At 66.3% G+C, this 24,158-nt stretch carries 30 protein-coding genes and 4 tRNA genes; 14 read left to right on the top strand and 20 right to left on the bottom strand.

All coding sequences use genetic code 11. The features are described from left to right. Nucleotides 1–130: 130 nt before the first annotated feature. The 4 genes from NFH66_RS08130 to NFH66_RS08115 all read right to left on the bottom strand — a co-directional run bounded on the left by NFH66_RS08130 (nt 131) and on the right by NFH66_RS08115 (nt 604). Nucleotides 131–205 (bottom strand) — tRNA-His (locus NFH66_RS08130). A 56-nt stretch (nt 206–261) separates the two neighbouring features. Further along, nucleotides 262–336: transfer RNA gene (locus tag NFH66_RS08125), tRNA-His, on the bottom strand. A 45-nt stretch (nt 337–381) separates the two neighbouring features. Further along, nucleotides 382–458 (bottom strand) — tRNA-Arg (locus tag NFH66_RS08120). Between the two features lie 69 nt (nt 459–527). Continuing rightward, nucleotides 528–604 (bottom strand) — tRNA-Pro (locus NFH66_RS08115). 180 nt (nt 605–784) lie between these two features. Between NFH66_RS08115 and folD the strand changes: the two genes are divergently transcribed. From folD to mtnN, 3 genes are all read left to right on the top strand, one after another. Then, a complete protein-coding gene (gene folD, locus NFH66_RS08110; RefSeq protein ID WP_349609720.1) occupies nt 785–1,642 on the top strand; it encodes a bifunctional methylenetetrahydrofolate dehydrogenase/methenyltetrahydrofolate cyclohydrolase FolD in 858 nt (285 codons plus the stop codon). A 66-nt stretch (nt 1,643–1,708) separates the two neighbouring features. After that, entirely contained in the window at nt 1,709–2,173 is a 465-nt protein-coding gene (locus tag NFH66_RS08105; RefSeq protein WP_349609718.1) for an S-ribosylhomocysteine lyase, read from the top strand. Continuing rightward, nucleotides 2,173–2,910, top strand: coding sequence for a 5'-methylthioadenosine/S-adenosylhomocysteine nucleosidase (gene mtnN / locus NFH66_RS08100; protein ID WP_349611688.1), 738 nt, complete (start codon nt 2,173–2,175; stop codon nt 2,908–2,910). The genes NFH66_RS08105 and mtnN overlap by 1 nt, the downstream gene beginning before the upstream one ends. Here mtnN and NFH66_RS08095 read toward each other — a convergent pair. The 3 genes from NFH66_RS08095 to pyrC form a co-directional block, all read right to left on the bottom strand. After that, complete coding sequence (locus NFH66_RS08095) at nt 2,907–4,172, bottom strand: type II toxin-antitoxin system HipA family toxin (RefSeq protein ID WP_349609716.1); 1,266 nt, start codon at nt 4,170–4,172, stop codon at nt 2,907–2,909. The two genes, mtnN and NFH66_RS08095, sit on opposite strands and share 4 nt — an antisense overlap. Before the next feature lie 2 nt (nt 4,173–4,174). Further along, a complete protein-coding gene (locus tag NFH66_RS08090; protein WP_349609714.1) occupies nt 4,175–4,462 on the bottom strand; it encodes a helix-turn-helix transcriptional regulator in 288 nt (95 codons plus the stop codon). 119 nt (nt 4,463–4,581) lie between these two features. Continuing rightward, nucleotides 4,582–5,622: a dihydroorotase gene (gene pyrC, locus NFH66_RS08085; protein WP_349609712.1), complete on the bottom strand. Its 1,041-nt coding sequence runs from the start codon at nt 5,620–5,622 to the stop codon at nt 4,582–4,584. 263 nt (nt 5,623–5,885) lie between these two features. Between pyrC and NFH66_RS08080 the strand changes: the two genes are divergently transcribed. Continuing rightward, on the top strand, nt 5,886–6,305 hold the full coding sequence (locus tag NFH66_RS08080; protein WP_349609710.1) for a hypothetical protein: 420 nt from the start codon (nt 5,886–5,888) through the stop codon (nt 6,303–6,305). A gap of 78 nt (nt 6,306–6,383) precedes the next feature. Here NFH66_RS08080 and NFH66_RS08075 read toward each other — a convergent pair whose 3' ends face one another. The 4 genes from NFH66_RS08075 to NFH66_RS08060 all read right to left on the bottom strand — a co-directional run bounded on the left by NFH66_RS08075 (nt 6,384) and on the right by NFH66_RS08060 (nt 10,572). After that, on the bottom strand, nt 6,384–7,628 hold the full coding sequence (locus NFH66_RS08075; protein WP_349609708.1) for an NAD(P)/FAD-dependent oxidoreductase: 1,245 nt from the start codon (nt 7,626–7,628) through the stop codon (nt 6,384–6,386). 322 nt (nt 7,629–7,950) lie between these two features. Continuing rightward, nucleotides 7,951–8,421: a tellurite resistance TerB family protein gene (locus NFH66_RS08070; RefSeq protein WP_349609706.1), complete on the bottom strand. Its 471-nt coding sequence runs from the start codon at nt 8,419–8,421 to the stop codon at nt 7,951–7,953. A 78-nt stretch (nt 8,422–8,499) separates the two neighbouring features. After that, entirely contained in the window at nt 8,500–8,964 is a 465-nt protein-coding gene (locus NFH66_RS08065) for a hypothetical protein (RefSeq protein WP_349609704.1), read from the bottom strand. Nucleotides 8,965–9,012: 48 nt separating this feature from the next. Continuing rightward, a complete protein-coding gene (locus tag NFH66_RS08060) occupies nt 9,013–10,572 on the bottom strand; it encodes a PD-(D/E)XK nuclease domain-containing ATP-binding protein (RefSeq protein ID WP_349609702.1) in 1,560 nt (519 codons plus the stop codon). Nucleotides 10,573–10,722: 150 nt separating this feature from the next. Between NFH66_RS08060 and NFH66_RS08055 the strand changes: the two genes are divergently transcribed. Then, entirely contained in the window at nt 10,723–11,169 is a 447-nt protein-coding gene (locus tag NFH66_RS08055; RefSeq protein ID WP_349609700.1) for a CopD family protein, read from the top strand. Nucleotides 11,170–11,171: 2 nt separating this feature from the next. Here NFH66_RS08055 and NFH66_RS08050 read toward each other — a convergent pair whose 3' ends face one another. Together NFH66_RS08050 and NFH66_RS08045 are read right to left on the bottom strand one after the other, a co-directional pair. Further along, nucleotides 11,172–11,951 carry a universal stress protein gene (locus tag NFH66_RS08050; RefSeq protein ID WP_349609698.1) on the bottom strand — a complete coding sequence of 260 codons (780 nt, stop codon included), beginning with the start codon at nt 11,949–11,951 and terminating at the stop codon, nt 11,172–11,174. Beyond that, complete coding sequence (locus NFH66_RS08045; protein ID WP_349609696.1) at nt 11,941–14,379, bottom strand: Lon protease family protein; 2,439 nt, start codon at nt 14,377–14,379, stop codon at nt 11,941–11,943. Before NFH66_RS08045 ends, NFH66_RS08050 begins: the two co-directional genes overlap by 11 nt. 133 nt (nt 14,380–14,512) lie before the next feature. Between NFH66_RS08045 and coaE the strand changes: the two genes are divergently transcribed. The 5 genes from coaE (at nt 14,513) to NFH66_RS08020 (ending at nt 17,065) form a co-directional block, all read left to right on the top strand. After that, nucleotides 14,513–15,118 (top strand): dephospho-CoA kinase, encoded by a 606-nt coding sequence (coaE, locus tag NFH66_RS08040; RefSeq protein ID WP_349611687.1) that lies wholly within the window; start codon nt 14,513–14,515, stop codon nt 15,116–15,118. A gap of 223 nt (nt 15,119–15,341) precedes the next feature. Further along, nucleotides 15,342–15,572, top strand: a complete 231-nt coding sequence (gene yacG, locus NFH66_RS08035; RefSeq protein ID WP_349609694.1) for a DNA gyrase inhibitor YacG — start codon at nt 15,342–15,344, stop codon at nt 15,570–15,572. Nucleotides 15,573–15,574: 2 nt separating this feature from the next. Then, nucleotides 15,575–16,468, top strand: a complete 894-nt coding sequence (locus NFH66_RS08030) for a DNA replication terminus site-binding protein (protein ID WP_349609692.1) — start codon at nt 15,575–15,577, stop codon at nt 16,466–16,468. Between the two features lie 74 nt (nt 16,469–16,542). Next, nucleotides 16,543–16,791, top strand: a complete 249-nt coding sequence (locus NFH66_RS08025) for a type II toxin-antitoxin system Phd/YefM family antitoxin (protein WP_023005199.1) — start codon at nt 16,543–16,545, stop codon at nt 16,789–16,791. Beyond that, entirely contained in the window at nt 16,781–17,065 is a 285-nt protein-coding gene (locus NFH66_RS08020) for a type II toxin-antitoxin system RelE family toxin (RefSeq protein WP_349609689.1), read from the top strand. Before NFH66_RS08025 ends, NFH66_RS08020 begins: the two co-directional genes overlap by 11 nt. 15 nt (nt 17,066–17,080) lie before the next feature. On the opposite strand, the gene NFH66_RS08015 is transcribed toward NFH66_RS08020, so the two are convergent. The 7 genes from NFH66_RS08015 to NFH66_RS07985 form a co-directional block, all read right to left on the bottom strand. Further along, nucleotides 17,081–17,227 carry a hypothetical protein gene (locus tag NFH66_RS08015; RefSeq protein ID WP_349609687.1) on the bottom strand — a complete coding sequence of 49 codons (147 nt, stop codon included), beginning with the start codon at nt 17,225–17,227 and terminating at the stop codon, nt 17,081–17,083. Between the two features lie 111 nt (nt 17,228–17,338). Then, entirely contained in the window at nt 17,339–17,749 is a 411-nt protein-coding gene (locus NFH66_RS08010) for an SRPBCC family protein (RefSeq protein ID WP_349609685.1), read from the bottom strand. 100 nt (nt 17,750–17,849) lie between these two features. Then, the gene (locus tag NFH66_RS08005; RefSeq protein WP_349609684.1) at nt 17,850–18,116 is read right to left on the bottom strand and encodes a type II toxin-antitoxin system RelE family toxin; all 267 of its coding nucleotides are present in this window, start codon (nt 18,114–18,116) and stop codon (nt 17,850–17,852) included. After that, nucleotides 18,100–18,321, bottom strand: coding sequence for a type II toxin-antitoxin system RelB family antitoxin (relB, locus tag NFH66_RS08000; RefSeq protein ID WP_023005194.1), 222 nt, complete (start codon nt 18,319–18,321; stop codon nt 18,100–18,102). The genes NFH66_RS08005 and relB overlap by 17 nt, the downstream gene beginning before the upstream one ends. A 102-nt stretch (nt 18,322–18,423) precedes the next feature. Continuing rightward, complete coding sequence (locus NFH66_RS07995; RefSeq protein ID WP_349609681.1) at nt 18,424–19,851, bottom strand: MBL fold metallo-hydrolase RNA specificity domain-containing protein; 1,428 nt, start codon at nt 19,849–19,851, stop codon at nt 18,424–18,426. 82 nt (nt 19,852–19,933) lie between these two features. Then, on the bottom strand, nt 19,934–20,212 hold the full coding sequence (locus NFH66_RS07990) for a helix-turn-helix domain-containing protein (protein WP_349609679.1): 279 nt from the start codon (nt 20,210–20,212) through the stop codon (nt 19,934–19,936). Then, the gene (locus tag NFH66_RS07985; RefSeq protein WP_349609678.1) at nt 20,205–20,519 is read right to left on the bottom strand and encodes a transcriptional regulator; all 315 of its coding nucleotides are present in this window, start codon (nt 20,517–20,519) and stop codon (nt 20,205–20,207) included. The genes NFH66_RS07990 and NFH66_RS07985 overlap by 8 nt, the downstream gene beginning before the upstream one ends. A 151-nt stretch (nt 20,520–20,670) precedes the next feature. On the opposite strand from NFH66_RS07985, the gene NFH66_RS07980 reads away from it, so the two are divergent. The 4 genes from NFH66_RS07980 to NFH66_RS07965 are packed head-to-tail and all read left to right on the top strand — an operon-like array spanning nt 20,671 to nt 24,156. Next, the gene (locus NFH66_RS07980) at nt 20,671–21,519 is read left to right on the top strand and encodes a hypothetical protein (RefSeq protein WP_349609676.1); all 849 of its coding nucleotides are present in this window, start codon (nt 20,671–20,673) and stop codon (nt 21,517–21,519) included. Then, nucleotides 21,516–22,181, top strand: coding sequence for a hypothetical protein (locus NFH66_RS07975; protein WP_349609674.1), 666 nt, complete (start codon nt 21,516–21,518; stop codon nt 22,179–22,181). Before NFH66_RS07980 ends, NFH66_RS07975 begins: the two co-directional genes overlap by 4 nt. Further along, the gene (locus NFH66_RS07970; protein ID WP_349609672.1) at nt 22,178–23,026 is read left to right on the top strand and encodes a hypothetical protein; all 849 of its coding nucleotides are present in this window, start codon (nt 22,178–22,180) and stop codon (nt 23,024–23,026) included. Before NFH66_RS07975 ends, NFH66_RS07970 begins: the two co-directional genes overlap by 4 nt. Continuing rightward, entirely contained in the window at nt 23,023–24,156 is a 1,134-nt protein-coding gene (locus NFH66_RS07965; protein ID WP_349609670.1) for a hypothetical protein, read from the top strand. The genes NFH66_RS07970 and NFH66_RS07965 overlap by 4 nt, the downstream gene beginning before the upstream one ends. Nucleotides 24,157–24,158: the final 2 nt, after the last annotated feature.

Genomic DNA, 24,158 nt, shown 5'->3' with positions numbered 1-24,158 from the left:
TGCGCTGAAAACCGCAACGACTGGATAGGGGGTATTGACCGATAACGAGCTATCGACGGAACTCTATCGAGAACTGATGAACGAGAACTGACGAAGGGTCATTGAGGGGTCTTGCTGAGGAGTCAAGGCATGGGGTGGATGATGGGGATCGAACCCACGACCACCGGAGCCACAATCCGGGGCTCTACCACTGAGCTACATCCACCATTGCCTTGCGACTGACGTGCTACTAGAACTACCACTTGCCTAAAGATGCCGAGGTGGGGTGGATGATGGGGATCGAACCCACGACCACCGGAGCCACAATCCGGGGCTCTACCACTGAGCTACATCCACCACATCGACAATTGCTCGCATCGACTTCCTGCTACCGCACCCGGCTGGCGCGCCCAGCAGGACTCGAACCTGCAGCCTACGGCTTAGAAGGCCGTTGCTCTATCCAATTGAGCTATGGGCGCATTCTACGTTCCAGGTCGCCTCGCCGCAACCCTGATTGCCAAGAAAACCACTAGGCATTCAATAAGTTGTGGTCGGAGTGGAGGGATTCGAACCCCCGACATCCTGCTCCCAAAGCAGGCGCGCTACCAGACTGCGCTACACTCCGACGTCGATCCAGCGGGCTGGACGCCGCCGCAGAGGCCTCGTCGAGCGCTGCGTATTCTACGTGAATTTCCCCCACCGTCAAGCAAATACCTGCCCCCTCCCCTATCGCCTGCTTTGTTTCGAAGGCCCGGCATGCGAAAATCACGCCTTCCCTATTTTCCGGCCACCCAGAGGACCCTCGATGACCGCGCAACTAATCGATGGCAAAGCCATAGCCGCCCGTGTTCGCCAGCAGGTCGCCCGCCAAGTGCAGGCGCGCCGCGAGGCCGGGAGGCGAGTGCCGGGCCTCGCCGTCATACTGGTCGGCGAGGATCCCGCCTCCGCGGTCTATGTGCGTAACAAGCACAACGCCTGTGTCGAGGCCGGTATCGAATCGTTCCGTCATCAGCTGCCCGCTGACACGACCCAGGGCGAGCTCGAGGCGCTGATCGACCGCCTCAACGCCGACCCGACCGTGGATGGCATCCTGGTCCAGCTGCCGCTGCCCGAGCAGCTCGATGCCCGCCCCCTCCTCGAGCGCATCCGCCCGGACAAGGACGTGGACGGCTTCCACCCCTACAACCTGGGTCGCCTGGCCCAGCGCCTGCCGCTGCTGCGCCCTTGCACGCCCAAGGGCGTGATGACGCTGCTCGAGGAGAGCGGCCTGGCGATCCGCGGCCTCGACGCCACCGTGGTCGGCGCCTCCAACATCGTCGGCCGCCCCATGTCCCTGGAGCTGATGATCGCCGGCTGCACCACCACCGTCTGCCACCGCTTCACCCGCAACCTCGAGGAGCACGTGCGCCGCGCCGATGTCCTGATCGTCGCGGTCGGCAAGCCCGGCCTGGTCAAGGGCGAGTGGGTCAAGGAGGGCGCCATCGTCATCGACGTGGGCATCAACCGCCAGGCGGATGGCCGCCTGGTCGGCGACGTCGACTTCGACGCCGCCGCCGAGCGCGCCGCCTGGATCACCCCCGTCCCCGGCGGGGTCGGCCCCATGACCGTCGCCAGCCTGCTGGAGAACACCCTCCAGGCCGCCGACCTCCACGACGCCAGCTAATTTCCCCTAGGGGTCAGACCCCCCAGTTCCCTTAGGGGTCTGACCCCACAGCAGAATGAGGATCCCATGAGCGACAAGATGAACGTCGAGAGCTTCAACCTGGACCACACCAAGGTGAAGGCCCCCTATGTGCGCCTGGCCGACATCAAGACCGGCGAGCGTGGCGACACCATCCACAAGTACGACATGCGTATCTGCCAGCCCAACCAGGATCATATGGAGATGCCCGGCCTGCACTCCCTGGAGCACCTGATGGCCGAGCTGTCACGCAACCACTCCGACAAGGTGGTCGATATCAGCCCCATGGGCTGCCAGACCGGTTTCTACGTGGCGATGATCAACCACGACGACTACGACGGCGTGCTCGAGCTGCTCGAGAAGACCCTCGAGGATGTGCTCGCAGCCAGCGAAGTGCCGGCCTGCAACGAGGTGCAGTGCGGCTGGGCCGCCAGCCACAGCCTGGAGGGCGCCAAGCAGATCGCGCGCGGCTTCCTGGCCAAGCGCGACGAATGGAACCAGGTGTTCGCATGATGAAGCGCATCGGCATCATCGGCGCCATGAGCCAGGAGGTGGCGCGCCTCGCCTCCCTGCTCGAGAAGCGCGAGACCCACACCCATGTCGGCAACACCTTCCATAGCGGCCTGCTGCATGGCGTCGAGGTGGTGATCCTGCAATCGGGCATCGGCAAGGTGAATGCCGCCGTCGGCACCACCCTGCTGCTCGACATGTACCGGCCCGAGGCGATCATCAACACTGGCTCCGCCGGTGGCTTCGGCGAAGGGCTTGAGATCGGCGATATCGTCGTCTCCAGCGAGGTGCGCCACCACGATGTCGACGCCGTGGTGTTCGGCTACGAGCACGGCCAGGTGCCCGACATGCCGGCGGCCTACCTGCCCGACGAGGGCCTGGTCCAGCTGGCCCGGGAGTGTGTCGAGGCACTGGGCGAGGTCAACGTGGTCGAGGGGCTGATCGCCACCGGCGATGTCTTCATGGCCTGCCCCAACCTGGTGGCCCAGACCCGCCAACGCTTCCCCGGCATGCTCGCCGCCGAGATGGAGGCCGCGGCCATCGCCCAGACCTGCCACCTCTACGCCTGCCCCTTCGTGGTGATCCGCGCCCTCTCCGACATCGCCGGCAGCGGTGACAACCACCTCTCCTTCGAGCAGTTCCTGGAGAAGGCCGCCCTGCACTCCTCGAAGATGATCGAGGCGATGGTGGCGCGCCTGGGCGACCAGCAGCGCGGTGCCGCAATGGCCGCAAGCGCCTAGCGCTGCGGTTCGACCCGCCACTCCGGCGATAGACGACGCCAGTGCTCTCTCAGGAGGCACTGGTGCTCTTCTGCCATGGGCAGCGTCGCCAATAGAACGGGCCACCTGCTTCGGACCGTCGCCATGGTCTCATCGATGACATTCGAGACGAGCGACCAGCTTACACCCACCCTGTCGGCCCAGTGCCGAAAATCCTCTCTCCCCAGCAGGTCCCAGCGCTTCTTGCCGTTCAGGTTCAAGGCGGCTCCATGCTCATCGGGCAGATAGGCCCTGGTCATCACGATGTCATAAGCGGGCGACAGCCGGGGCGTAAAACGATCCGGATACCAGAGGCTCCAATTCTTCAAGTGAGCATCGCCATTGGCCAATAGCACGTTGACCAGCAGCCGGCGCGCCATCTCCAGCACGCAGCTCAACCCATCAGCCGAGAACTCGCGCAGCAGCCGCCCGATCTGCTCGTAGTTAGATCCGTCATACTTCTCGTGGGGATATCGAAAAAACACCTGCGCAAAATCCTCGGCATGTACCCGCTCACGACCTTCGCGGTCGAATCGCTTGATCGCGTAGGCCAGCGGCTCATCTGGCAAATTGATGCGGGGCATGCCGTGCAGAGACTCGAGCGGGACCAGGCGAATGTCCGGAATCGTGATGCCAGCCGCCTGCGCCAGACGCATGGCGGAGTATTCGTTCTGAACGAGCCAGGGGTGATGTGGTGATGGCGGCTTGAGGATCCAGTCACCAGGCAGTGCCTCATCGGCGCCGAAGAAGCGCCCATCCTGCTCGCGCATGGAAAACTTCATCTGTACACCGGCCAGCGAGAACCCGCGCCCCACGGTCACCCTCCGCGGCTGAGGCACCACACTCAACCGCTGAGCCAGCACCCAGGCCGGCATCTCATCGGGTGCCACGGAAGCAACTTCCAGAGCACCCGGTAGATCATGACCCAGTGCAGCCAGCAGAGGAAACTCACTGTCAGGATGTACCTTGAGCTCGGCGGCCAGCCAGTGACGCAGCGCTCCCTCAGGAAGCAGGTTGGATAGCCAGGGATGAAGCCGCTGCCGCCGCATCCAGGGCTCCTGCATCAAGCGTCGACCATGGGGCGCCGAGGGCATCAGCGATAGCGTCAAGCTGGGGCGCCCCTCGTCGAGACGCCATTCATCATCAAATACCAGTACATTCCGCCCACCGCGATAACCGGCCAGCCAGCCAATGCGATAGCCGTGAATCCAGAGGGACAGCATTTCGACACTTTCGCCATCCACCCTTACTCCTCCTTGCCAAGCAAACCCTGCCAAGGATCCTCATCGAGAGGGGTGCCGCCTTCTTTCTCTCCATCGAGTAGTGCCTTGACGGCGTACCACTTCTCCAGAGGAATCAGCACCAGGCGCGCATTGAGGCCGTCGGCCACCAGCCGAAGGGTATCCAGGCGCGGATTACCGCCACGCTCCAGGCGTTGGTATTGCTGGCGCGTTACGCCGATTCGCTCGGCGAGTTGTGCCTGAGTCAACCCTAGGTCACGCCGGCGATGCTCTAGGTCATCATGGAGGCTCATGGAAATACACCATATACGCTGCCTTTTCCTAACAATAGCAACATATATGATGCACTGCTATGACGAAAGCCGACAGCCAGGCGGCGACCACACCATCCCGGTGAAGGCTTAGTAGGCGGTTATTCGTCGACCCGCCTCCACTCCAGCGTCTCACCGGCCATCAGCGGCACGATGCGGGCGCCATCGGCGTAGGGCAGCGACTCGGGCAGCCGCCAGGGCTCGCGCACCAGGGTGATGGTATCGGCGTTGCGCGGCAGGCCGTAGAAGTCCGGGCCATGATGGCTGGCGAAGCCCTCGAGACGCTCGATGGCACCCGCCTGCTCGAAGGCCGTGGCGTAGTATTCGATCGCCGCCGGTGCGGTATAGGCGCCGGCGCAGCCGCAGGCGTTCTCCTTGTCGCCCTGGGCATGGGGCGCACTGTCGGTACCCAGGAAGAACTTCGGGCTGCCCGAGGTGGCCGCCGCCAGCAACGCCTGGCGATGCCGCTCGCGCTTGAGGATCGGCAGGCAGTAGTAGTGCGGGCGGATGCCGCCGACCAGCATATGGTTGCGGTTGAACAGCAGGTGGTGGGCGGTGATGGTGGCCCCCACATTGGCCGGCGCCGCGGCCACGAACTCGGCGGCATCCGCGGTGGTGATATGCTCGAACACCACCTTGAGGCTCGGATGGCGCTCCAGCAGCGGCTTCAGCACCTTGTCGATAAACACCGCCTCGCGATCGAAGATATCGATCTCGGCGTCGGTCACCTCGCCATGCATCAACAGCGGGACACCCAGGCGCGCCATCGCGCCAATCGCCGCATCACACAGGGTGATATCGGTGACCCCGGAGGCGGAGTTGGTGGTCGCGCCGGCGGGATAGAGCTTCACCGCCTGCACCAGGCCACTGGCGTGGGCACGCTCGATCTCCTCGGCGGGCGTGTTGTCGGTGAGATAGAGCGTCATCAGCGGCTCGAAGCGGCTGCCCGCGGGCAGCGCCGCCAGGATCCGCTCACGATAGGCCAGCGCCTGCTCGGTGGTGGTCACCGGCGGCGTCAGGTTGGGCATGATGATGGCGCGGCCCATCTGGCGGGCGGAAGCCTCGACCACGGCGGCCAGCGCCTGGTCGTCGCGCAGGTGAAGATGCCAGTCGTCGGGGCGAGTCAGGGTCAGGGTAGTCACGGCGGATCCTGTGGTGGCGGGTTGCGTCAGGGCGCCAGTATAACGGAAGGCACCGCCCCGGGCAGCGCCTGGCGCCTTGCCAGTAGCCGATCGCCAGCTCGCCGATCGCCACCTCGGCGCCACCCTGCGCCGCCGATCCAGCGCTGGTCCTGGGTTGGGCGGCGGGCTGCGTTGCATGCGTTAGCGCGAATTCGCCAGGGGGCAGGAAAATCCCGTATCATTCCGCCACTCTTCACGCGGCCAGCTTTCATGAGGGGGAGACGATGCCCAAGGTTCGCTACTATGCCGATCTGGCCGCCACCCTGGCCGGCCTGATGTGGCTGGTCGTCTACTGGTCGATCAGCCTGTCGGCCCACCTGGGCAACCTGGAGCCCATGCTGGCCGCCCTACTGCTGCTCGGCACCGTCGTGCTGGTCACCTTCGTGCACCGCCCGACGCGGGTCCTGCTGCGCCGCTATCACGTCAGGAAGCGGCGCACCGAGATGTGGATGCACATCCTGGCGCTGCCGCTATTCCTCGCCTTCCTGTTCGGGATCACCTTCGAGCTGATCTTCACGCCCTTGAACGGCGTTCAGAAAATGCTGCTCTTCAACGTGGTGGCCACCGCCGGATGGCTGGTGTTCATCGTCACCATGCTGGTCAAGCTGGGTACCCACAAGGTCAAGCAGCATCGCAAGGCATAGCATACCCCGCCTTCATCGCCCGGGATTCGACCTGGCGTAGCGGCGCTTCTACGGCCAGCCCCTCCGCCAGGACGCGCCTCAGAACCGGGTGGCGCTAAATGGTGCCATATCCACCTCGGGGGTCTCCCCGGCCATCATCTGGCTCAGCAGCAGCCCGGTCACCGGCCCCAGGGTGAAGCCCTGGTGACCATGGCCGAAGGCCAGCCACATCCCCTCCTGCCCGGGCGCCGGGCCGATGATCGGCTTCATGTCCGGCAGGCAGGGGCGCGCACCCTTCCAGGGCTCCGGGTCGAGGCGCTCACCCAACGGATAGATCTTCCCGGCGGCCTGCTCCGCCGCCTTGAGCTGCTTGAACTTCGGCGGCGCATCCAGGTCGGCCAGCTCTGCCCCGGTGGTCAGGCGAATGCCCGCACGCATCGGCTCGAGCAAGAAGCCGGTTTCGGCGTCCATGATCCAGTGGTTGAGGTGGGCATTCTCGTCGGCGCTGGCGTAGTGCATGTGATAACCGCGCTTGACGAACAGCGGCACCGAGATACCCAGGCGCGCGATCAGCTTGTCGCTCCAGGGACCCATGGCCACCACCAACTGCTCGGCCTTCAGCGTCTCGCCCCCGGTGCTCACCTCCCAGCCGCTGCCGACCTTCTCGACACCCTTGACCTCGGCCTTCAGGAAGCGCCCGCCCTGCTGCTGGAAGTTCTCGGCATAGGCCTGCACCAGGGCACCGGGGTCCGCCACCGTCCACGGCTGAGTCCAATGGATGGCACCCACCAGCCCCGGCTTCAGGTGCGGCTCCTTGGCATACAGGCCCGCGGCATCCAGCACCTCGAACTCGACCCCGAAGCGCTCGTGGTTCTCGCGTGCCTCGGCAACACACTCATCGAGGGCCTTCTGGGTGTGATAGAGCTCCAGCCAGCCATCGCGACGCACCAGATGATCGGCCCCGGCGGCCTCGACCATGGGCGCATGGGTCTCCAGGCAGCGCATGATCAGCGAGGCATACGCCGGCACGATCTTGGCGTAGCGGGACTTGCCGGAGTTCATCCAGTACTGCAGCAGCGGGCTTGCCGCGCCGACCATGCCCGCGGGGCGATAGCGAATATCCACTTCGCGGTTGGGCAGCACCCGCAGCAGGGTGCCGAGGTCGCGCGGGAAGGCATAAGGGCGCACCGCCTCGCGCTGGATGATGCCGGCATTGCCGAACGAGGTCTCGCGGCCGGGTTCGCGGCGATCCACCAGCGTCACCGAATGGCCCTGGCGCACCAGATGCCAGGCCACCGATACGCCGACCATGCCGGCACCCAATACCACGATTTCACGAGACATCACCAACACCTCCTGGAAAAGGACGCAGGCCTCACCATGTGGCGAGACCTGTCTCAACGATAGACGCTCCAGCGCTTCCCGGTCGAGCGGCGACACGGCAGCTGAACACCTGACGCATCATAGCGCCGCACCCGCAGGCAAGGAGGCCAAAGAACCCCATTCAGGCATATTTTATTCCCGTATTTCGACCTGTTTATAGATGGATAATCCGGGAATAACAAAAAGCTCAGTCCATCGACTCCAATACCAGCATGGCCTACTATGGTGTTAAATAAAACATAACAGGGAGGAGTGGCAGGAAGGGCCACCCCGTCACGCCACCTCACTCGCCGCCCGCGGCGCCGTTCGCCTCCTGAACCTGCAGCTTGGCACGAATGAAGTCGCCATGGCTGACGTGCAGCAGGTCGGCCAGCTGGCGGATGCGGTGCTCCTCCAGGGGGTGCTGCTCACCATCGGCCAGCGCCAGGCTCCACATCATTCGCACCAGCTCGCAGCGCCGGTCGTAGGCGTAGTGCTGCTTGACCAGGGAGACGAACTGGTAGTGGTCCACGGCGCTGTCGACCTCCTCCTGGGCCAGCGTCATCAGCTCATCGAGGGCGTCAGCGCTCACCGCCAGATGGTCGCGCAGCAGCCCGCGCAGGGTCGCCAGCTCCTCCGGCCTCACCTCGTAGTCGGCACGCATCACCTCACACAGCAGCGCCGCCGCGGCAAGCTCCAGGCTGGGCGCCTCACGCCCACCCCCAGCGTCCTCCGCGAGCATCTCCTGAAAGAAACGCTGAATACTGGCTAGCATGAATTCCTCCGTTGCCCTTGGGATTGCCCTTGGGGTCAGACCCCTAAGTGAATTGAGGGGTCTGACCCCAAGGGGGAGTTAAGCGCGGCAACGCCAGCGGGCCAGCAGGGATACCAGCGCCAGGCCCAGCAGTACCGCCGCCGTCCAGCCCACCACCTCGACGACCTGGGCGAATGATGCCGGGGCTTCCACCGGACGGTGCTGGAGACCGAACACCACGATACGCCCAAGGGCATAGAGCATCACTGCCAGGCTCGCCAGGGGCAGCAGGGAGTGGCGCGCCGCCAGCCAGTGGGTAAGGCCCCAGGGCTCGCGGGGCGCCTTGGCCGGCTGCCGGGCGGTCGTCTTGCGCGGGGTCGCCGCCTTGCTGGCGGCCGGCTTCCTGGCCGCGGGCTTGCGGGCGCGTGGCTTGACCTTCGACTTGCCCGTGGCGGGGCCGCCACCAAGCCAGCCCAGGGCGGCACGGCCCAGGCGCCATAGTGCCCAGCCCAGGGTGAAGCTTACCGAGAGGGCGAGTCCGCCCATCACCAGCACATACGCCATTGGCGATCCTTGTCGAACAACAAAAGAAGTATTGTGCCATAGCGGCGGCTACAAGCTCTCCACCTCGAAAGCCACAATCTGGCGCTCCTCGCGGGAGAACTCAACGCCGATGAGGTGGATGGGCTGCCCACTCCCGCGGTACTTGTCCGCGTAGCCTCGAGCCTTGAGCTGTTGCAGGGCTCGCCCCTCGGGCAGCTGCTCCACCACCTTGAACTCGAACAAATAGCAATGCCCGAAGGCCTCAACGGCCATGTCGACACGGCCATGATGGCTGGCATCCTCCACCATGACCTGAACACCCAGGGCAGCAAAGTGGCTGTAGAAGACGCTGGCATAGTGCCCTTCGTACCTGGCGATGGAGTTGTTGCGATACCAGTCATGAGGCAGACCGGCATAGAGCGCCTTGAGATGCGCTTCGAGACCCGCCAGGTCATGGTCGCGCAGATGCGTGAACAGGCTCTTGCGGTGACGCGGCGACTCCTCCACGCCCAGCACCGGCAGCAGCGCCTGGCTCAGGCTGGTCTCGACCTCCTGGTTGGGAAAGCCCAGCGTATACAGCCGATACCCCAGCAGCGGCTCCTCGACCGCCTTCACCGTCAGGTAGCCTGCCTGAAACAGCAACGCTTCGGTGGCAATGTCATCCACATCGAAACGCCCCAGTAATGCCGCCTCGGCCTCCCACTGTTCAAGCCGCGGGGTGAAGACACCGCGCTCCCTGAGCAGCTCGACCAGAAAGGTGGGAGTGGCGCTCTCGAACCAGTAGGGCCCGAACTGACGCTTCTGGAACAGCAACAGCACGTCGAAGGGGTTGTAGACCGGTGTCACTTCCTGGCCCCCCCAACGGTAGCCGTTGTACCACTGGCGGATGGCCTCGCGGTCGAGCCCGGGTAGCTCCGCGGCGAATACCCCCTCAATATCCTCATCGGTATAGCCGCACAGTGTCGCGTAGGGGGCATCCAGGGTGATGTCGTTGAGATTATTGAGCCCCGAGAAGAGGCTTACCTTGCTGAATTTGGACACCCCGGTGAGCAGCACGAATGCCAGGTGGGGATCAGCATCCTTGAGCACGCTATAGAGGTTCTTCAGCCCCTCGCGTAGCGCCCGGGCGCGCTCCGGCGCCAACAGATTGTCGAGGATCGGCTTATCATACTCGTCGATCAGCACCACTGCCCGCTCGCCATGCCATTCGTGCACCTCCTCGATCAACTCTCTGAATCGCCCGGCGATGGAGGTGTTCTGCAAGGTGACGCCCAGCCGTTCGGCTTCGGCCCGCAGCAACTCGCCGATGCGCAGGTCAAGTTCCTCTCGGGTTCGTAGTACGCCGTCACCGAAGCTGAGGCGAATCACTGGATGTCGCCGCTGCCACTCCCACTTATCGTGGATATACAGGCCACGGAACAATGCTTCACGCCCTTCGAACAGACACGCCAGGGTATCCAGTAGCAGGCTCTTGCCGAAACGACGTGGGCGAGAAAGGAAATAGTACTTCCCCTCCTCCACCAGGCGGTGGATTTGCGGCGTCTTATCAACGTAGTAGTAACCTCCTTCGATGATATCGGCGAAGGTCTGTATCCCGATGGGCAACTTCCGTGGGACAGCGGTAGGCATGACGTCTCCTGGCAAAACCGGTGGCGCTGTACACCAGCATATCATGCGCAACAGGCACACCATGCTGCTGGCCCTACCCCCTTGGAGAGATAGCCAGACCAGGACATCCCGATAGAATAAGCGAAAACCATTCTCGCCACGGAGGGCGCCATGACCGCCACCCTGCTGCTCCTGCACCTGCTCGGTGCCACCATCTGGACCGGTGGCCACCTGGTGCTCGCCTTCACCATCCTGCCGCGGGTACTGAGGGGCCGCGACGTCGCCTCGCTGCACTGGTTCGAGCAGGGCTACGAGAGGCTCGGCATGCCGGCGCTGGTGGTGCAGATCGCCACCGGGCTGTGGCTGGCCTGGCAGAAGGTGCCGTCGCTTTCGCTATGGTTCGACATGGACGCCGGCCCCATCGCCCACCTGATCCGCATCAAGCTGCTGCTTCTGCTGCTCACCGCCCTGGTCGCCGCTCACGCCCGCTTCCGGGTCATTCCGCGGCTTTCCGCCGCCACCCTGCCACTGATGGGCTGGCATATCGCCGCGGTCACCCTGCTCTCGGTGGCCTTCGTGGCCACCGGGTTATCGTTCCGGGTCAGTTGGGGGATGTGAGCTCACGGCACCACCACGATGGGCACCGGAATGCGCGCCAGCAGGTCGGCGTCCTGTTCCAGCAGAGTGACCAGGCGGCTGCGGATGATGGCCAGGGCGCCGCGGCGGGCGCGGGCCAGGAAGCGCTCGAGGGCCGGGGCATCCATGGGCGCCAGCTCCTCGCGGCCCAGGAACAGCGGATGGCGGCGCACCGCCTCCTTCGGCGTCTCGCCCCAGGGCAACACCGGCACCTCGCCGCGAAAATAGCGCAGCGGTCCCGGCTCCGGCGGATGGCGCTCGTCCCAGATGACCACCGTGCAGGGCGCCTCCAGGAGCAACCGCCGGCTGGTGGAGCCCAGGCGACTGCCCCAGCGCGCCGAGAGCCCCGCCTTGCCCAATACCAGCACATCGCCGGGCAACGCCTCGGCCAGGGCGGCGCTGACCACCTGGCCCCGGCTGACCTGCAGGCGATGGCGCAGCTCCCTGCCTGCCGCAGCCTGCCGCAGCGCCCGCTCTACCCGGCGCACCTGATGCGTCAGGCTCGACTCCATCACCTCCAGGCTGAGCGGCCGCGCCACACCGCTGCTCGCCCCCACTTCGCACGAAAACGGATAGGCCGCGCAGTGCAGCAGGTCCAGATCCTCGACGAACAGCGCCACCAGCTCGGCACGCGCCTGCTCCGCCAGGGCCACCGCGGCCCCGAGCGCCGCCAGCCCCTGGCGGGAGTCATCCAGCAGCGCCAGCACGCGCAGCACCTCGGCGTCCACTGCCGGCTCCAACGGGCCCTGCGGCTCAGTCGTCATCGCCGCCCTCCTCACCACCCTGGGTGGCCTCAGCGTCCTGCTTGTCCGAGGCCGCCTCCACCACCGCCCGGAAGGCCGCCAGGCGCGCCTGGACGCGACCGTTGAGGCTCTCCGCCGGGAAGTTGCCCTCCTCATCGGCCTCACCCAGCGTCTCGCCGGTGAGCAGGGCGAGCGCCTCGTCCACGTGGCGCGCCGCATAGAGGCGGAACTCGCCCGCCTCCAGCGCCTCGCGCACCTCGCGCTTGAGCATCAGGTGCTCGACGTTGGTGGCGGGCAGGATCACCGCCTGGCCGCACAGCTCGCCCCGCGCCCGGCAGACATCGAAGAAGCCCTCGATCTTCTCGTTGACCCCACCCACCGCCTGCACCTCGCCATGCTGGTTGATCGAGCCGGTGACCGCGAAGGCCTGGTCGAGCTCCACCCGGGCGATGGCCGAAACCAGCACGCACACCTCCGCCACCGAGGCGCTGTCGCCCTCGATGCCGCCATAGGACTGCTCGAAGGCGAGGCTCGCCGACAGCGACAACGGCACCTCCCGGGCATAGCGCCCGGCCAGGTAGCGCGACAGGATCATCACCGCCTTGGAGTGGATGCGTCCGCCCAGGCGCGCCTCGCGCTCGATATCCACCACCTGGCCGCTGCCGGGCCGCGCCGTGGCGGTGATGCGGGTGGGCTGGCCGAAGGCAAAATCGCCCAGCGCCATCACCGAGAGGCCATTGACCTGCCCCACCACGCGCCCCTCGGTGGCGATCATATGAGTGCCGCGGATGATCTGCTCGTGGCTGCGCTCGCGGATGCGCCCGGCCCGCCACAACTGCTGGGCCACCGCCTTCTCCACATGCTCACGCTGGATCACGCTGCAGCCGGCCACGCTGGCCCAGTGATCGGCCTCCATCAGCAGGTCATGCAGGTCGCGATGCCGCGCGGTCAGCCGCCGCTGGTCGTCGGCCAGCCGGCTCGCGCGCTCGATGGCCGCCGCCACCCCGCTGCGATCCAGCGGCGCCAGGGCCGCCTCCCGGGCCAGGGTCGCGATCATCCGCGCATAGAGCGCCAGGCTCTCCGCGTTGCGTTCAAGCTCGTCCTCCAGGTCCACCTGCACCTTGAACAGCTCCAGGAACTCCGGGTCATGCTCGCTGAGCAGGTAGTAGAACAGCCGCTCGCCGAGCAGCACGATCTTGACGTCCAGTGGGATCGGCTGGGGCTCCAGGCTCACGGTGCTGATCAGCCCGTAGGCCTGCTCCAGCGATTCGGTGCGGATCTCGCGGGCATGCAGCACCCGCTTGAGGCTCTCCCAGGCGCCGGGCTGGGTCAGCAGGCCACGGATATCCAGCACCAGATAGCCACCATTGGCGCGATGCAGGGCGCCGGCGCGGATCAGCGAGAAATCGGTCAGCAGGGTGCCGTTGTGCACATGATGCTCGATGCGCCCCACCAGGTGCTGGTGGCCCGGCAGGTCCTGGTAGACCACCGGCGCCCCCTGGGTATCGGCATTGTCGACCAGCAGGTTCAGGTAGAAGCGACTGAAGATCGCCTCCGGCGGGATCTCGGGCTCGTCGGCGGTAAAGGCCTCGGCATGCTGCAGGATCGCCTCGCGGATCGTCGTCAGGTGGGCGACCACGCCCTCCTCGGCCGCATAGCGCTCCTCCAGTTCCGCCAGCGGCGCGCCGATGGCGCCCTGCAGCACCTCCTCGTTGAGCTGCTGGACCTGCTCGCGCAGCTCCTTGGCCAGCCGGGGCATGCGGCGGATGGCCTGGGTCAGCTTGCGCTGCAGGATCTCCACCGTGTGCTCGATCCGCTCGCGCTCCTCCTGGGGCAGCGTCTCGTACTCCTGGGGCGACATTATCTTGTCGCTGTCGCCGTCGGCGGGGGCGAAACTGAAGCCATTCGGCGTGGAGAGCAGCAGCACACCCTGCTCCCGGGCCTCGCGACGCACCGCCTCGATGGCATCGCGCTGGCGCTCGCCCATGGCCTGCTTCATCTCCTGCAGGCGATTCTGGTACTCGTCGCTCTCGAACACCGCCGGGATGGCCCCGCGCAGCTCCTCCACCAGCGCCTCGATATCGCCGCGCAACTGGCGCCCCAGCCCCGGGGGCAGCTGCAGATAGAGCGGCACCGAGGGATCCTCGAAGTTGTAGAGATAGCACCAGTCCGGCGGCGCGGCCTCGTCGCTCGAGCGTTCGGTCAGGTAGCGCTCCACCAGGGAGTGCTTGCCGTGCCCAGGCTGGCCGAGCACGAACAGATTGAAGCCGTCGCCGCGGATCGCCGTGCCGAAGGCCAGCGCCTCCCGCGCCCGCTCGTGCCCCGCCAGCAAGTCCAGCGACTCGAGTTCGCTGGTGACCTCGAAGGCGAACGCCTCCTCCGGACATGCCTGATACACCTGTTCGGTAGTTAGCGGCTCGACCACATCCCCTCCTCGGCTATCCTCCATGGCTCATACCTCCACCATGGAGCAGGCGCGGCCCAACCGCCAGCATCGAGATCAAGAATGCTAGACTAGGCCGCCACAAGGCCTTCATTCACAAGACCTTCATGGCAGGCGCAAAAGGAGACCCAGCATGGCCCTGATCATCGGCCTGACCGGCGGCATCGCCTCGGGAAAGTCCACCGTGGCGCGCGCCTTCGCGGCACTGGGCGCGCCCTGGGTGGACGCCGACGATGTCGCCCGCGAGGTGGTCGAGCCCGGCGAACCCGCCCTGGCCGCGATCGCCGCGCGCTTCGGCAGCGAGGTGCTCAACGACGACGGCACCCTGAACCGCCGCAGGCTACGCGAGATCGTCTTCGCCGACGCAGGCGAACGGCGCTGGCTGGAGTCGGTCACCCACCCGCGCATCCGCGAGCGGCTGGTCGCCCACCTGCAGCGCCTGGCCGCCGACGGCGCCCCCTATGTGCTGCTGGTCACCCCGCTGCTGTTCGAGTCCGGCCAGGTCGAGATGGTCGACCGCGCCCTGGTCATCGACGTACCCGAAGCGCTGCAGATAGAGCGCACCGCCGCCCGCGACGAGGTGGACGACGCCCAGGCCCGGCGCATCATCGCCGCCCAGATGCCCCGCGCCGAACGCCTGGCCCGCGCCGACGACGTACTGGATAATGGCGGCAGCGAAGCCGAGATGCGCCGCCAGGTCGCCGAGCTCGACCGGCGCTATCGCCAGTTGGGCGAGCCGTCATAGGCGAAGCATGTTGACCAACTGGCCAATGACCCCACTATCTGACCGACTCCCTGTAGGAGGGAGGCTACGCCTCGCGACTGGCGCCGTCAGGCGCCCAAGAGGTCGTGCCAATCACGAAGGCATCACCGGAAGGCCTGCGGCCTCCTGTCGCGCGGCAGAGTCGGAACGCCGAACCGCGTCCTCCTGCAGGCTCCACACCAACCAACCCTCCCCACGGAGCCCCATGACCGATTCCAATCGCCCCCTGCAAGTCGCCTGCCCGCAATGCCGCAAGAAGGTGCAATGGCGCGAGGACAACCCCTTCCGCCCCTTCTGCAGCGAACGCTGCCGGCTGATCGATCTCGGCGCCTGGGCCGACGGCAGCCACCGTATCGCCGGTGAGCCAGCCATGGACGAGACCGAGATCGACGAAATGATCATGCGCGCCGAGCGTGCCTTCCAGGACGAGCAATAACCATGACGGGGCCCCACATCCAGCCGCCGCAGTACCGCCTGCTCGCCGAGCTGGAGGCGGCCTTCGATGCCGTGATCGAGCGTACCGCCGAGGTCGCCGAGGCATATGCCCGCGCCCCCGGCGCCGCCTGGATCTTCGGCGAGCCCGGGCCGGTCGAGCACGCCCGCGCCGCGGAGTGGCTGCGCCGGGCGCTGCAGGATGTCTGGTACCAGGATGGCCAGGACGGCCGCGCCACCCGCGCGCATATCGGCCTGGTGGCGGCAAGCGAGGAAGTGATGGAAGCGGTGGCCGCGGCCAATACCGCCAAGGCCGGGTTCGCTGCCCTGACCGCGAAGATCCGCGACCAGGTACCGGGGCTGATCCCCGAGGCCAAGGCGGTGCTGCCCTTCCGCCACCCCGCCCTGCACGACCACCTGCGCGGCGAGGGGCTGGCCCGGGTGCACCTCAAGCAGTGCTGGCGGGCCATACCGGCAAGCGAGGCACCGCTCGCCCGGGTGCGCCTGGCCTGGTACTCGAGCGGACGCTCGATCAAGAAGCTCACGGTGGCCGAGGCCGAGCACAAGCTGCTGGCCCTCGACAGCGAGGCGCCGCACATCCGCATCCAGCTACGCAAGCTGGCCGGCCTGCCCAGCGGCGAACCCCTGGCCCAGGTGCAACGTCAGGCGCCACTGATGCGCGCCAACCTCTTCTACCGCGAGCCGCTGGAGGATGGCCGCACCCGCCGCGCCATGAACGTCGCCCTGCCGCTGTTCATCCCCTCGCCCGACGGCCGCCTGCCCGATCACAACCTGCCACCGCTTTCGCCGCCGGAGAAACGCACCCGCGCCCGCCGCCGCGACGAGAAGCTCGAGGATGAGCCCTTTCTGCCCAGCCTGAGGGTCTATCGGTATCGATAAGGGAAGCTTCAAGACCTGTTGAAAGACTTGGAACAGGTCTAGAATGGTGATGAGATCACCACAGGAGACCTCCCATGCCTCACCATATTCTGGCGACCACCACTGCCAGCATCTCCGAGCTCAAGAAGAACCCGATGGCCACCGTGGCCGCCGGAGAGGGCTTCCCGGTCGCCGTGTTGAACCGCAACGAGCCCGCCTTCTACTGCATCCCTGCCGCCGTCTACGAGGAGCTGCTCGAGAAGCTGGAAGACGCCGAGCTCAACCGCATCGCCGACGAGCGCAGCGACCAGGCAGAGATCTCGGTGACACTGGATGAGCTATGAACTGCGCTTTCGCGCCGAGGCGCTGAAGGAGTGGCACAAGCTCGACGGCAGCGTGCGCGAGCAGTTCAAGAAAAAACTACGGGCGGTCCTGGCGTCCCCCACTATCCCCGCTTCTCGTCTCTCAGGCAGCAACAATCGCTACAAGATCAAGTTGCGCAGCGCCGGCTTCCGGCTCGTTTACGAGGTGCGTGGCAGCGAACTGATCGTGCTGGTCATCGCGGTCGGCAAGCGGGATCGCAACGGCGTCTATCTCAAGGCCGCCAGACGACAGTAACCCTCCTCCAGGGCATCAGCCCTCCGGCCGCGCCTCCTCCGGCAGTTCGTTCCTCTCTTGCCTGTCTCCGAACTGCATCCCCAACACCCGCCTGTCAACCCAGTGCAGCAGCCCCAACTGGGCGGCCAGCACGGCGAAACACCAGAACAGCGCCTTGATCATGTCGATATCCTCAAGGGAGGCCCACGGCCTCCTCAGACATGATCATAGCGCCACCACACATGCCAAGGTAGCTAGCCGCCTAATGAAATTTTTTGATCTGGCGGGGTTGCCTTATAGCCTCTCCGCCACCCTTTCCAGTATCTGCCGGCTCACCCGGTTCACCAGCGGTGTGGCGGCCTTGTTCACCGCCTTCTCCAGCAGCTTGTTGCGCAGCCGGTAGGTCAGGGTCAGGCTCACCTCGGTGCCGCCCTCCACCGGGCGCAGGCAGTAGCGCCCCTGGTTCTCCACGCCGTCCAGCGATGCCCAGGCCAGCGCCTCCGGCGCACGACGCTCGGTGATCGCCACATCGAAGTGCCAGTCGCGCCCCACGGCGTGCACGTGCCAGCGGTAGCGGTCGTCGCCCAGCGCCTCGATGCTGTGGATCAGGTCGGAGTAGTCGGCGAAGTCCTCCACTCGCTCCAGCAGCGCGAAGACCCGCCCCGGCGGGGCCGCGAGGATCGCGGAGTGTTCGATGGTGGCCATGGCGTGCTCCCTGCAACGATGATCGGGGTCAGCGGCAGAGTATCGCAGCTTGGCTGGCATATCTCGAAGGCTTCCGGCGGTATGGGCCGTCACTGCGCCCTCAATCGTAGATATCCTTGCGGTGCGCTGCCCGGACCACCAGCACCACCAGCCGATCATCCTGTATCTGACAGATCACGCGATAATCCCCCACCCGATAGCGCCAGAGCTCGGTCAACTCACCCTTCAGCGGCTTTCCCAGCTGGCGCGGATGTTCAAGCGCCACCACGCGCTGCTCCAGAAAAGCGCGGATGCGCTGACGCTGTTGGGGGGCAATCTTCCTGAAGCCCTTCGCGGCCGAGGCCAGGTACTCAATCCTCCAACTCACGCCAGAACTCCTCGGCACTCATCACGCGATCCCGCCCCTGCCGGAGCTGCTCCAGCGCATGCTCGGCCAGGTACGCATCCTCCATCTCCTCGAGATGCTCCTCGATCAACTTGCGCAGATAGAAAGTCTTGGAACGTCCTGTCGCCTGAGCAAGGTGCGTCAGCCGCGCCTCGATGTCCGGGTCCAGTCGTAGGCTGATAGGCATGATGCCACCCTCGTGTGATACATGTAGTCAATGTATCGCAAAACGACAGGTGCCGCCATGAGGTCGCTGTCACTTCCAGCGCCCCGGCCGTCATGGAGGCCGTCATGGAAGGTCCACCCCCAGCGTCACCGTCATCGCATGGCCCTTCTCCGTCGCCCATTCCAGCAGCGAATCGCGCAGCGCCTGCTGGGCGTGGCGTTCGCCGTGCACCAGGCGGATATGGCGCGGCGGGCGACGCATGCGGCGCACGAAGTTGAGCAGATCCTGGCCGTCGGCGTGGGCCGAGTAGCCCGAGACCGTCTCCACCCGGGCGCGAATATCGATGCGCTCGCCGTCGAGCTCCACCCAGCCGCCCCGCGGGCCATGGCGCTGGATATCACGCCCCGGGGTGCCGGCGCCCTGGTAGCCGGTGAACAGCACGCAGTGGCGCGGATCGCCCAGCATGCGCTTGAGGTAGTTGACCACCCGCCCGCCACTGACCATGCCGCTCGCCGCGATCACCACCGCCGGGCGGTGGCTCTCTGCCAGGTAGGCCACCGTACGCTCGTGCTCCTCGTGCGAGTTAACGGTATAAAGATTCTCGAAACTCAGCGGATGGCGCCCGGCGCGCAACCGGGCGTGGGCCTCGGCGTCCCACCACGGCCGGAGCTCGCGATACACCGCGGTGAAGCGCGCCGCCAGTGGCGAATCGACGATGATCTCCAGCTCCCGCCAGCGCCGTGTGCCCGCACGATGGATCAGCGTCTCCATCTCGTAGAGCAGCTCCTGGGTGCGGCCGATGCTGAACGCCGGGATCACCACCGTGCCGCCATTCTCCAACGCCCGGTCGATGGCCGCCTTGAGCCGCGCCCGGCGGTGGCGGCGATCCTCGTGGCGCCGGTCGCCGTAGGTGCTCTCCAGCACCAGGGTATCGCAGCCCCAGGGCGACTTGGGCGCCGGCAAGAGCGGCGCATAGGGCGCGCCCAGGTCCCCGGAGAACAGCGTGCGCTGCGCCCGGCCGCCCTGCCGATCGAGCACATCCACCTCCACATAGCAGGAGCCGAGGATATGCCCCGCGCGGCGCAGCTTCACCCGCACCCGGTGGCGCGCGTCATCCACCAGGGTGTGCCACTCGCGGTAATCGAGCGCCACCAGGCGCCCCTCCACCTCGGCCAGGAAGCGCTCGATCAGCGCCCGGTCGCGGGTGAAGCCGATCTTCAGTGCATCCTCGATCACCAGCGGCAGCAGCCGCGCGGATGGCAGCGAACAGATGATCGGCCCGCCATACCCCGCCGCCAGCAGATAGGGCAGCCGGCCGATATGGTCGATATGCACATGGGTCACCACCAGCGCCAGCACGTCTTCGACCGGGAACGTGACCTTCAACTGCTCGAAGCTATCGACGTGGTCGGCGTCCTGGCCCTGGAAGAGCCCGCAGTCCACCAGCAGCGCGCGGTCAGCGGAGATCTGCAGGCGATGACAACTGCCGGTGACGCCGCGCGCCCCGCCGTGGTGTTCGAGGTAGGGGAAGGAAGAGGACGTATCGGGCATCGCGCAGGCCTCCATGCCGGGGAATCGGTTTCAGTGTAGGCCAACGGCAGGGGGCAAGGCGGAAATGGGGGGCAGCCCCCGATTAACCCAGATCCCTCAGCGCCTCGGGGTGCTTTGCCGCCACACGCAGCAAGGTTCGCGCAGTGCCGGTAGGCTCTCGGCGTCCCTGCTCCCAACCACGCAATGTGCCGGGGCTAACGTCCAATAGCTCAGCAAACGCCTTCTGCGATAGTCCTAACCGATGGCGAATCTGAGCCGCCATGGGCACTTCGACCTTAGTAACTCGAGACGCCTCACCGCGTTTCATCTGGCGCACAGATTCGAGCAGATCACGTCCAAACTGTTCCATCTCTTTATCCATGGTCCAGTTCCTCTTTCAGTTGTGTCAAAAGCGAGGTAGGCAGGTTGTCGAACTTTGATTTCGAGTACACGATCAACAACCACACCTGGCCGTCATCGAGGGTGTTGTAGTAGATCACTCGCGCACCACCTCTCTTGCCACTCCCCTGGCGTCGCCAGCGCACCTTGCGTACACCGCCCGTACCGGGAATGACATCGCCAACCAGTGGGTCCGAGGCAAGCCAGGCAATGAAGGCCTCTCGCTCATCGTCTTTCCACACCTGTTCGGCATAGCGCCGAAACATGGCAGTTTCGATGATCGTGTACATGACAACACTGTACGTCAATGACGCACCTTGTGCAAGAACGGACGACAAGGGGCGACGGGCAAAGCGGAAATGGGGACTGTCCCCGATTTAAAGGCAGGCCTAAGCGAAGCTGTCTACGCTAGGAGACGACACCTCCGGTGGGAGAGAAACCATGCGTACCCTACGAATAGGGATGCTGGCGGGCCTGCTGTCGGTGGCGGCCCCCGCCCTCGCCGCCGAAGGTGTGCTGGTCAGCGGCGTCGAGGAGGGCCAGGGCCTACTGCGTGCCCGCGGCGGCGAATGCTTCGCGATCACGCCGCAGCATGTGGTGGGCCTGGGCGGCAGCGGGCTGAGCGTGATCAACGCCGAGCGAACTCGCGCCCCCGCCGAGCGGCTCACCGACTTCGGCGACGATATCGCGGTCGTCCGGGTCGAGGCAGAAGGCCGCATGACCTGTGGCCGGGGCTGGCCGCGCAGCGATTCCCTGGCCCCGCTGCTCAGCGAGGCGGTGCGACAGGGCCGCCTGGGCAGCCTGCTGCGCGTGCGCCCCACCGGCGGCCTCGAATCCTACGCGGTGCGCTTCAGTGCCGTGGAGGGGCGCCATGTGGAGGTCACCCCGCTCCAGCAGGACGGTGGTGCCTTCGAAGGCATCAGCGGCTCACGCCTGATGCTGGACGGGCGCCTGGTGGGCATGGTGCTGACCACCGTGCAGGGCGTCGTACGCGCCTACCGCCTCGACGCCCTCGAGCGTCTGGTGGCCGACGTTTTTGACTCCCCTCCGGCGCTGCCACTGGCACCACGCCGGGGGCGGGTGATCGCCACCACGCGCACGGCGATACGCGAGTCACCGGATGCCTGGTCCCCGGCGCTGCGCTGGCTCGAGGTAGGCCAGAGCATCGAGCTGCGGGGCAAGGTTCAGGGTCGCCCCTGGTGGCAGACCAAGGTTACGTGCGTATCGGCCACACCACCGGCCAATGATGCGCCAGCGAGCCCCGATGACAACACACAGGAGTTCCCATGACCCTCGGCAAACGTCCCTACCTGGTCCTGGCTCTGGCGCTCATGCCGGCCTTCTCCTTCATCCACTCCGATGCCCAGGCCTTCGACCCGAGTCGCTTCGAAGCCGCCCAGGAGCGTGCCGCTCTGCTCGACCGGGTGCGCACCCTGCTGGCGGACGAGAGCGCCTCGGTGCGCCTCGCAGTGTTCGAAGAGGTGATGAAGGATGACGACCCGGTGCTGCGCAGCATGGCCCTGGAAGCCGCCTTCCAAGGCGACGACGAGCGGCTTCATACCGCCGGCCTGCGCGAGCTGATCCGCAACCGCGACTTCCTGGCCGTCGAGCTGCTCGAACCCAGCAACCCCAGCCAGGCCCAGGCCTACACCTACTCGGTGTGGCGCGAGCTGATGCTGACCAACCTGACGATCGATGACGCCACGGACCAGGTGAGCGGGCTCTTCCACAGCGCCGGCAACTCGAACACCTCCTTCGCCGGACAGCTCACCCGCGGCGGCTGGCGGCTTCAGTTGCAGAAATTTGATTACAACTGCCACCTGAGCCTGACCGAGCTGAGCGGTGTCGACCTGACCGGCTCGCTAGACTGTGCCATCGCTGGCCGCAGCGCCAATGACGACAACGCCGGCGACGATCGCGCCACCCTTCCCTTCCGGATCCGGCTGTCATGAACGCCAGCCTGCCGGTCAAGCGGCCACGCCTGCTGGCCCGCCTCACCTTGGCCCTCCTGGCCGGCCTGGTCGCCGGCGTCCAGGCCCAGCCGACGGATGAGCAGAGCGAGGTGCGGATCGTGCCCATCGCCGCCACCCTGCGCCACGAGCACTATACGCCCATGGTGGATGTCTCGGGCAGCACCCTGAAGGGCGTGATGGCCGAACCCGGGGGCGACCCCAACCGGGAATCCGACGACCAGCATCTCTATGTCATCCTGCCCCCGGAGGTCGAGATCGAGGGGAAACAGCTATGCCTTACCCTCAGCTCCCGCGATGGCCAGTACAACGGCCAACTGGAGGTGCCTCTCGACGGCGCGACAGGGCTCTCCTCGCCGCGCACGGATTACATCCAGATACGCGCCGACTTCACCAGCCGCCAGCCGGACTACTACCACGAGTACGAACGCATCCCCGCCCCCTACCGCCTGGCCGCGCTCGCCGAGCTCAAGGCCGACTGCGCCCCTGCCACCCGGCGCGAGGCGGTGCTGGTCGTCGGCTGGCAGCCCAGCCCCGGGGACGCCCTCCCACCGCAGCGCCTGAGCATACTGGTCAACGCCAATCGCCTGGAGACGCTGCTGGCGGTGTGGGTGAAGGGGGAAACCGCTGAGCGCGAACTGGGCATTCCCTGCATCCCTCTCGACGTCTCGCCGCGCATCGCCTATGACACCGTCTGCGAGCTCGATCCTGGGCGGCTCGAGGCGCAGGTGGGCACCCTGCTGCTGGAGCAGGACCACGATCCTGTCATCATCCGCCAGCGCGGTGGCAATGTGGCAGGCACGCTCGCCCTGGAGCTACGCCTGTGAAACGCCCGCGCACGCCCAGCGGCACCGGCAAGGGCGTGTTCAACGACTGGCTCGGCGGCGAGCTGGTCGACCGGCCACTCGGCCAGGTACTGCTCACCCTGGCCATCACCCTGCCGGCGATACCACTGCTTCTGCAGCTGATCACCGCAGTCCTCCAGCGGCCCTATGCCATCTATCTCGAGGCCAATAGCGAGACCCTGGAGCTGACCACCCAGGGCAACGTCTCCGCCAGCTGGTACCTGGCGGATGCCAGGATCCTCCATCGCGTCGCGCCGACCTCGCCACGCCAGGACATGCCCCCCTCTCTCCCGGATGGCTTCGTCGCGGTGCCCACCGCCGCACCGCCAGGGCAACCACAGGAGTTCCAGGGGTGCCTCGAGATCGGGCCCCACGCACGGGTCACCCTGCGCCGCCAGGGCAAAGGCCCGTTGCATATCGACATCGAAGGGGTTGCAGTCGACGGCCCCGCCCCGTCGCCCCCGGTGGTGCTGCGCCCTCTGACCGGCGCCGCCGCAGGCGCAGGCCAGCAATGCGCCGAGCAGACGGGCGTCGAGGCACTGGCGCGCCTGACTCTCGAAGCAACCCCAGGCGACACACCACTCAACGGCACCCTGCGGGGCGTCGGTCGCCTCGGCGGCTCCCCCTACTTCGCCAACCTCGCCGAATCACCGCCCCTGTTGCGCAACGGCCGAGCCGTGATCATGGGGCGTCGACTCCTCTCGGAGCGCGCCTACACCCTGCAGGAGGCACCGCTCTACCTGGGCGACGTAGTGCGCGTCACGCGCAGCGCTGCAGCCAAGGACGACAGAAAGCCAGCGGACCAGCCCCCGCACGGCGCCCTACTCACCTGCCTGTTCGCAGTGGAGGGCGAAAAAGGCCCGGGCGGCATCGAGCTTGCCTGCCATGCCAATGGGCAGGCCCTGAATATCCAGCGTTATGGAGATCGCAGCCGCGAGGATCTCGCGCCACGCCCCTGGGACGTGCTGATCAACGAACCCCTCATCCAGGCCACCCTACCCACCGCCGTGGTCGGGCTGATGGCGCTGGTGCTACTGCTGCTGGACCCACTCTACCCACGGCTCTGCCGTCGGCTAAGGCGCACCCGCGACGCCATGCGGCGGAGAGATTGAGG

This window comes from Halomonas sp. H10-9-1 (assembly GCF_040147005.1).
Classification (GTDB): Bacteria; Pseudomonadota; Gammaproteobacteria; order Pseudomonadales; family Halomonadaceae; genus Halomonas.
The sequence above is the reverse complement of the archived record's forward strand: the minus strand, read 5'-3'. Positions and strand labels throughout refer to the sequence as shown.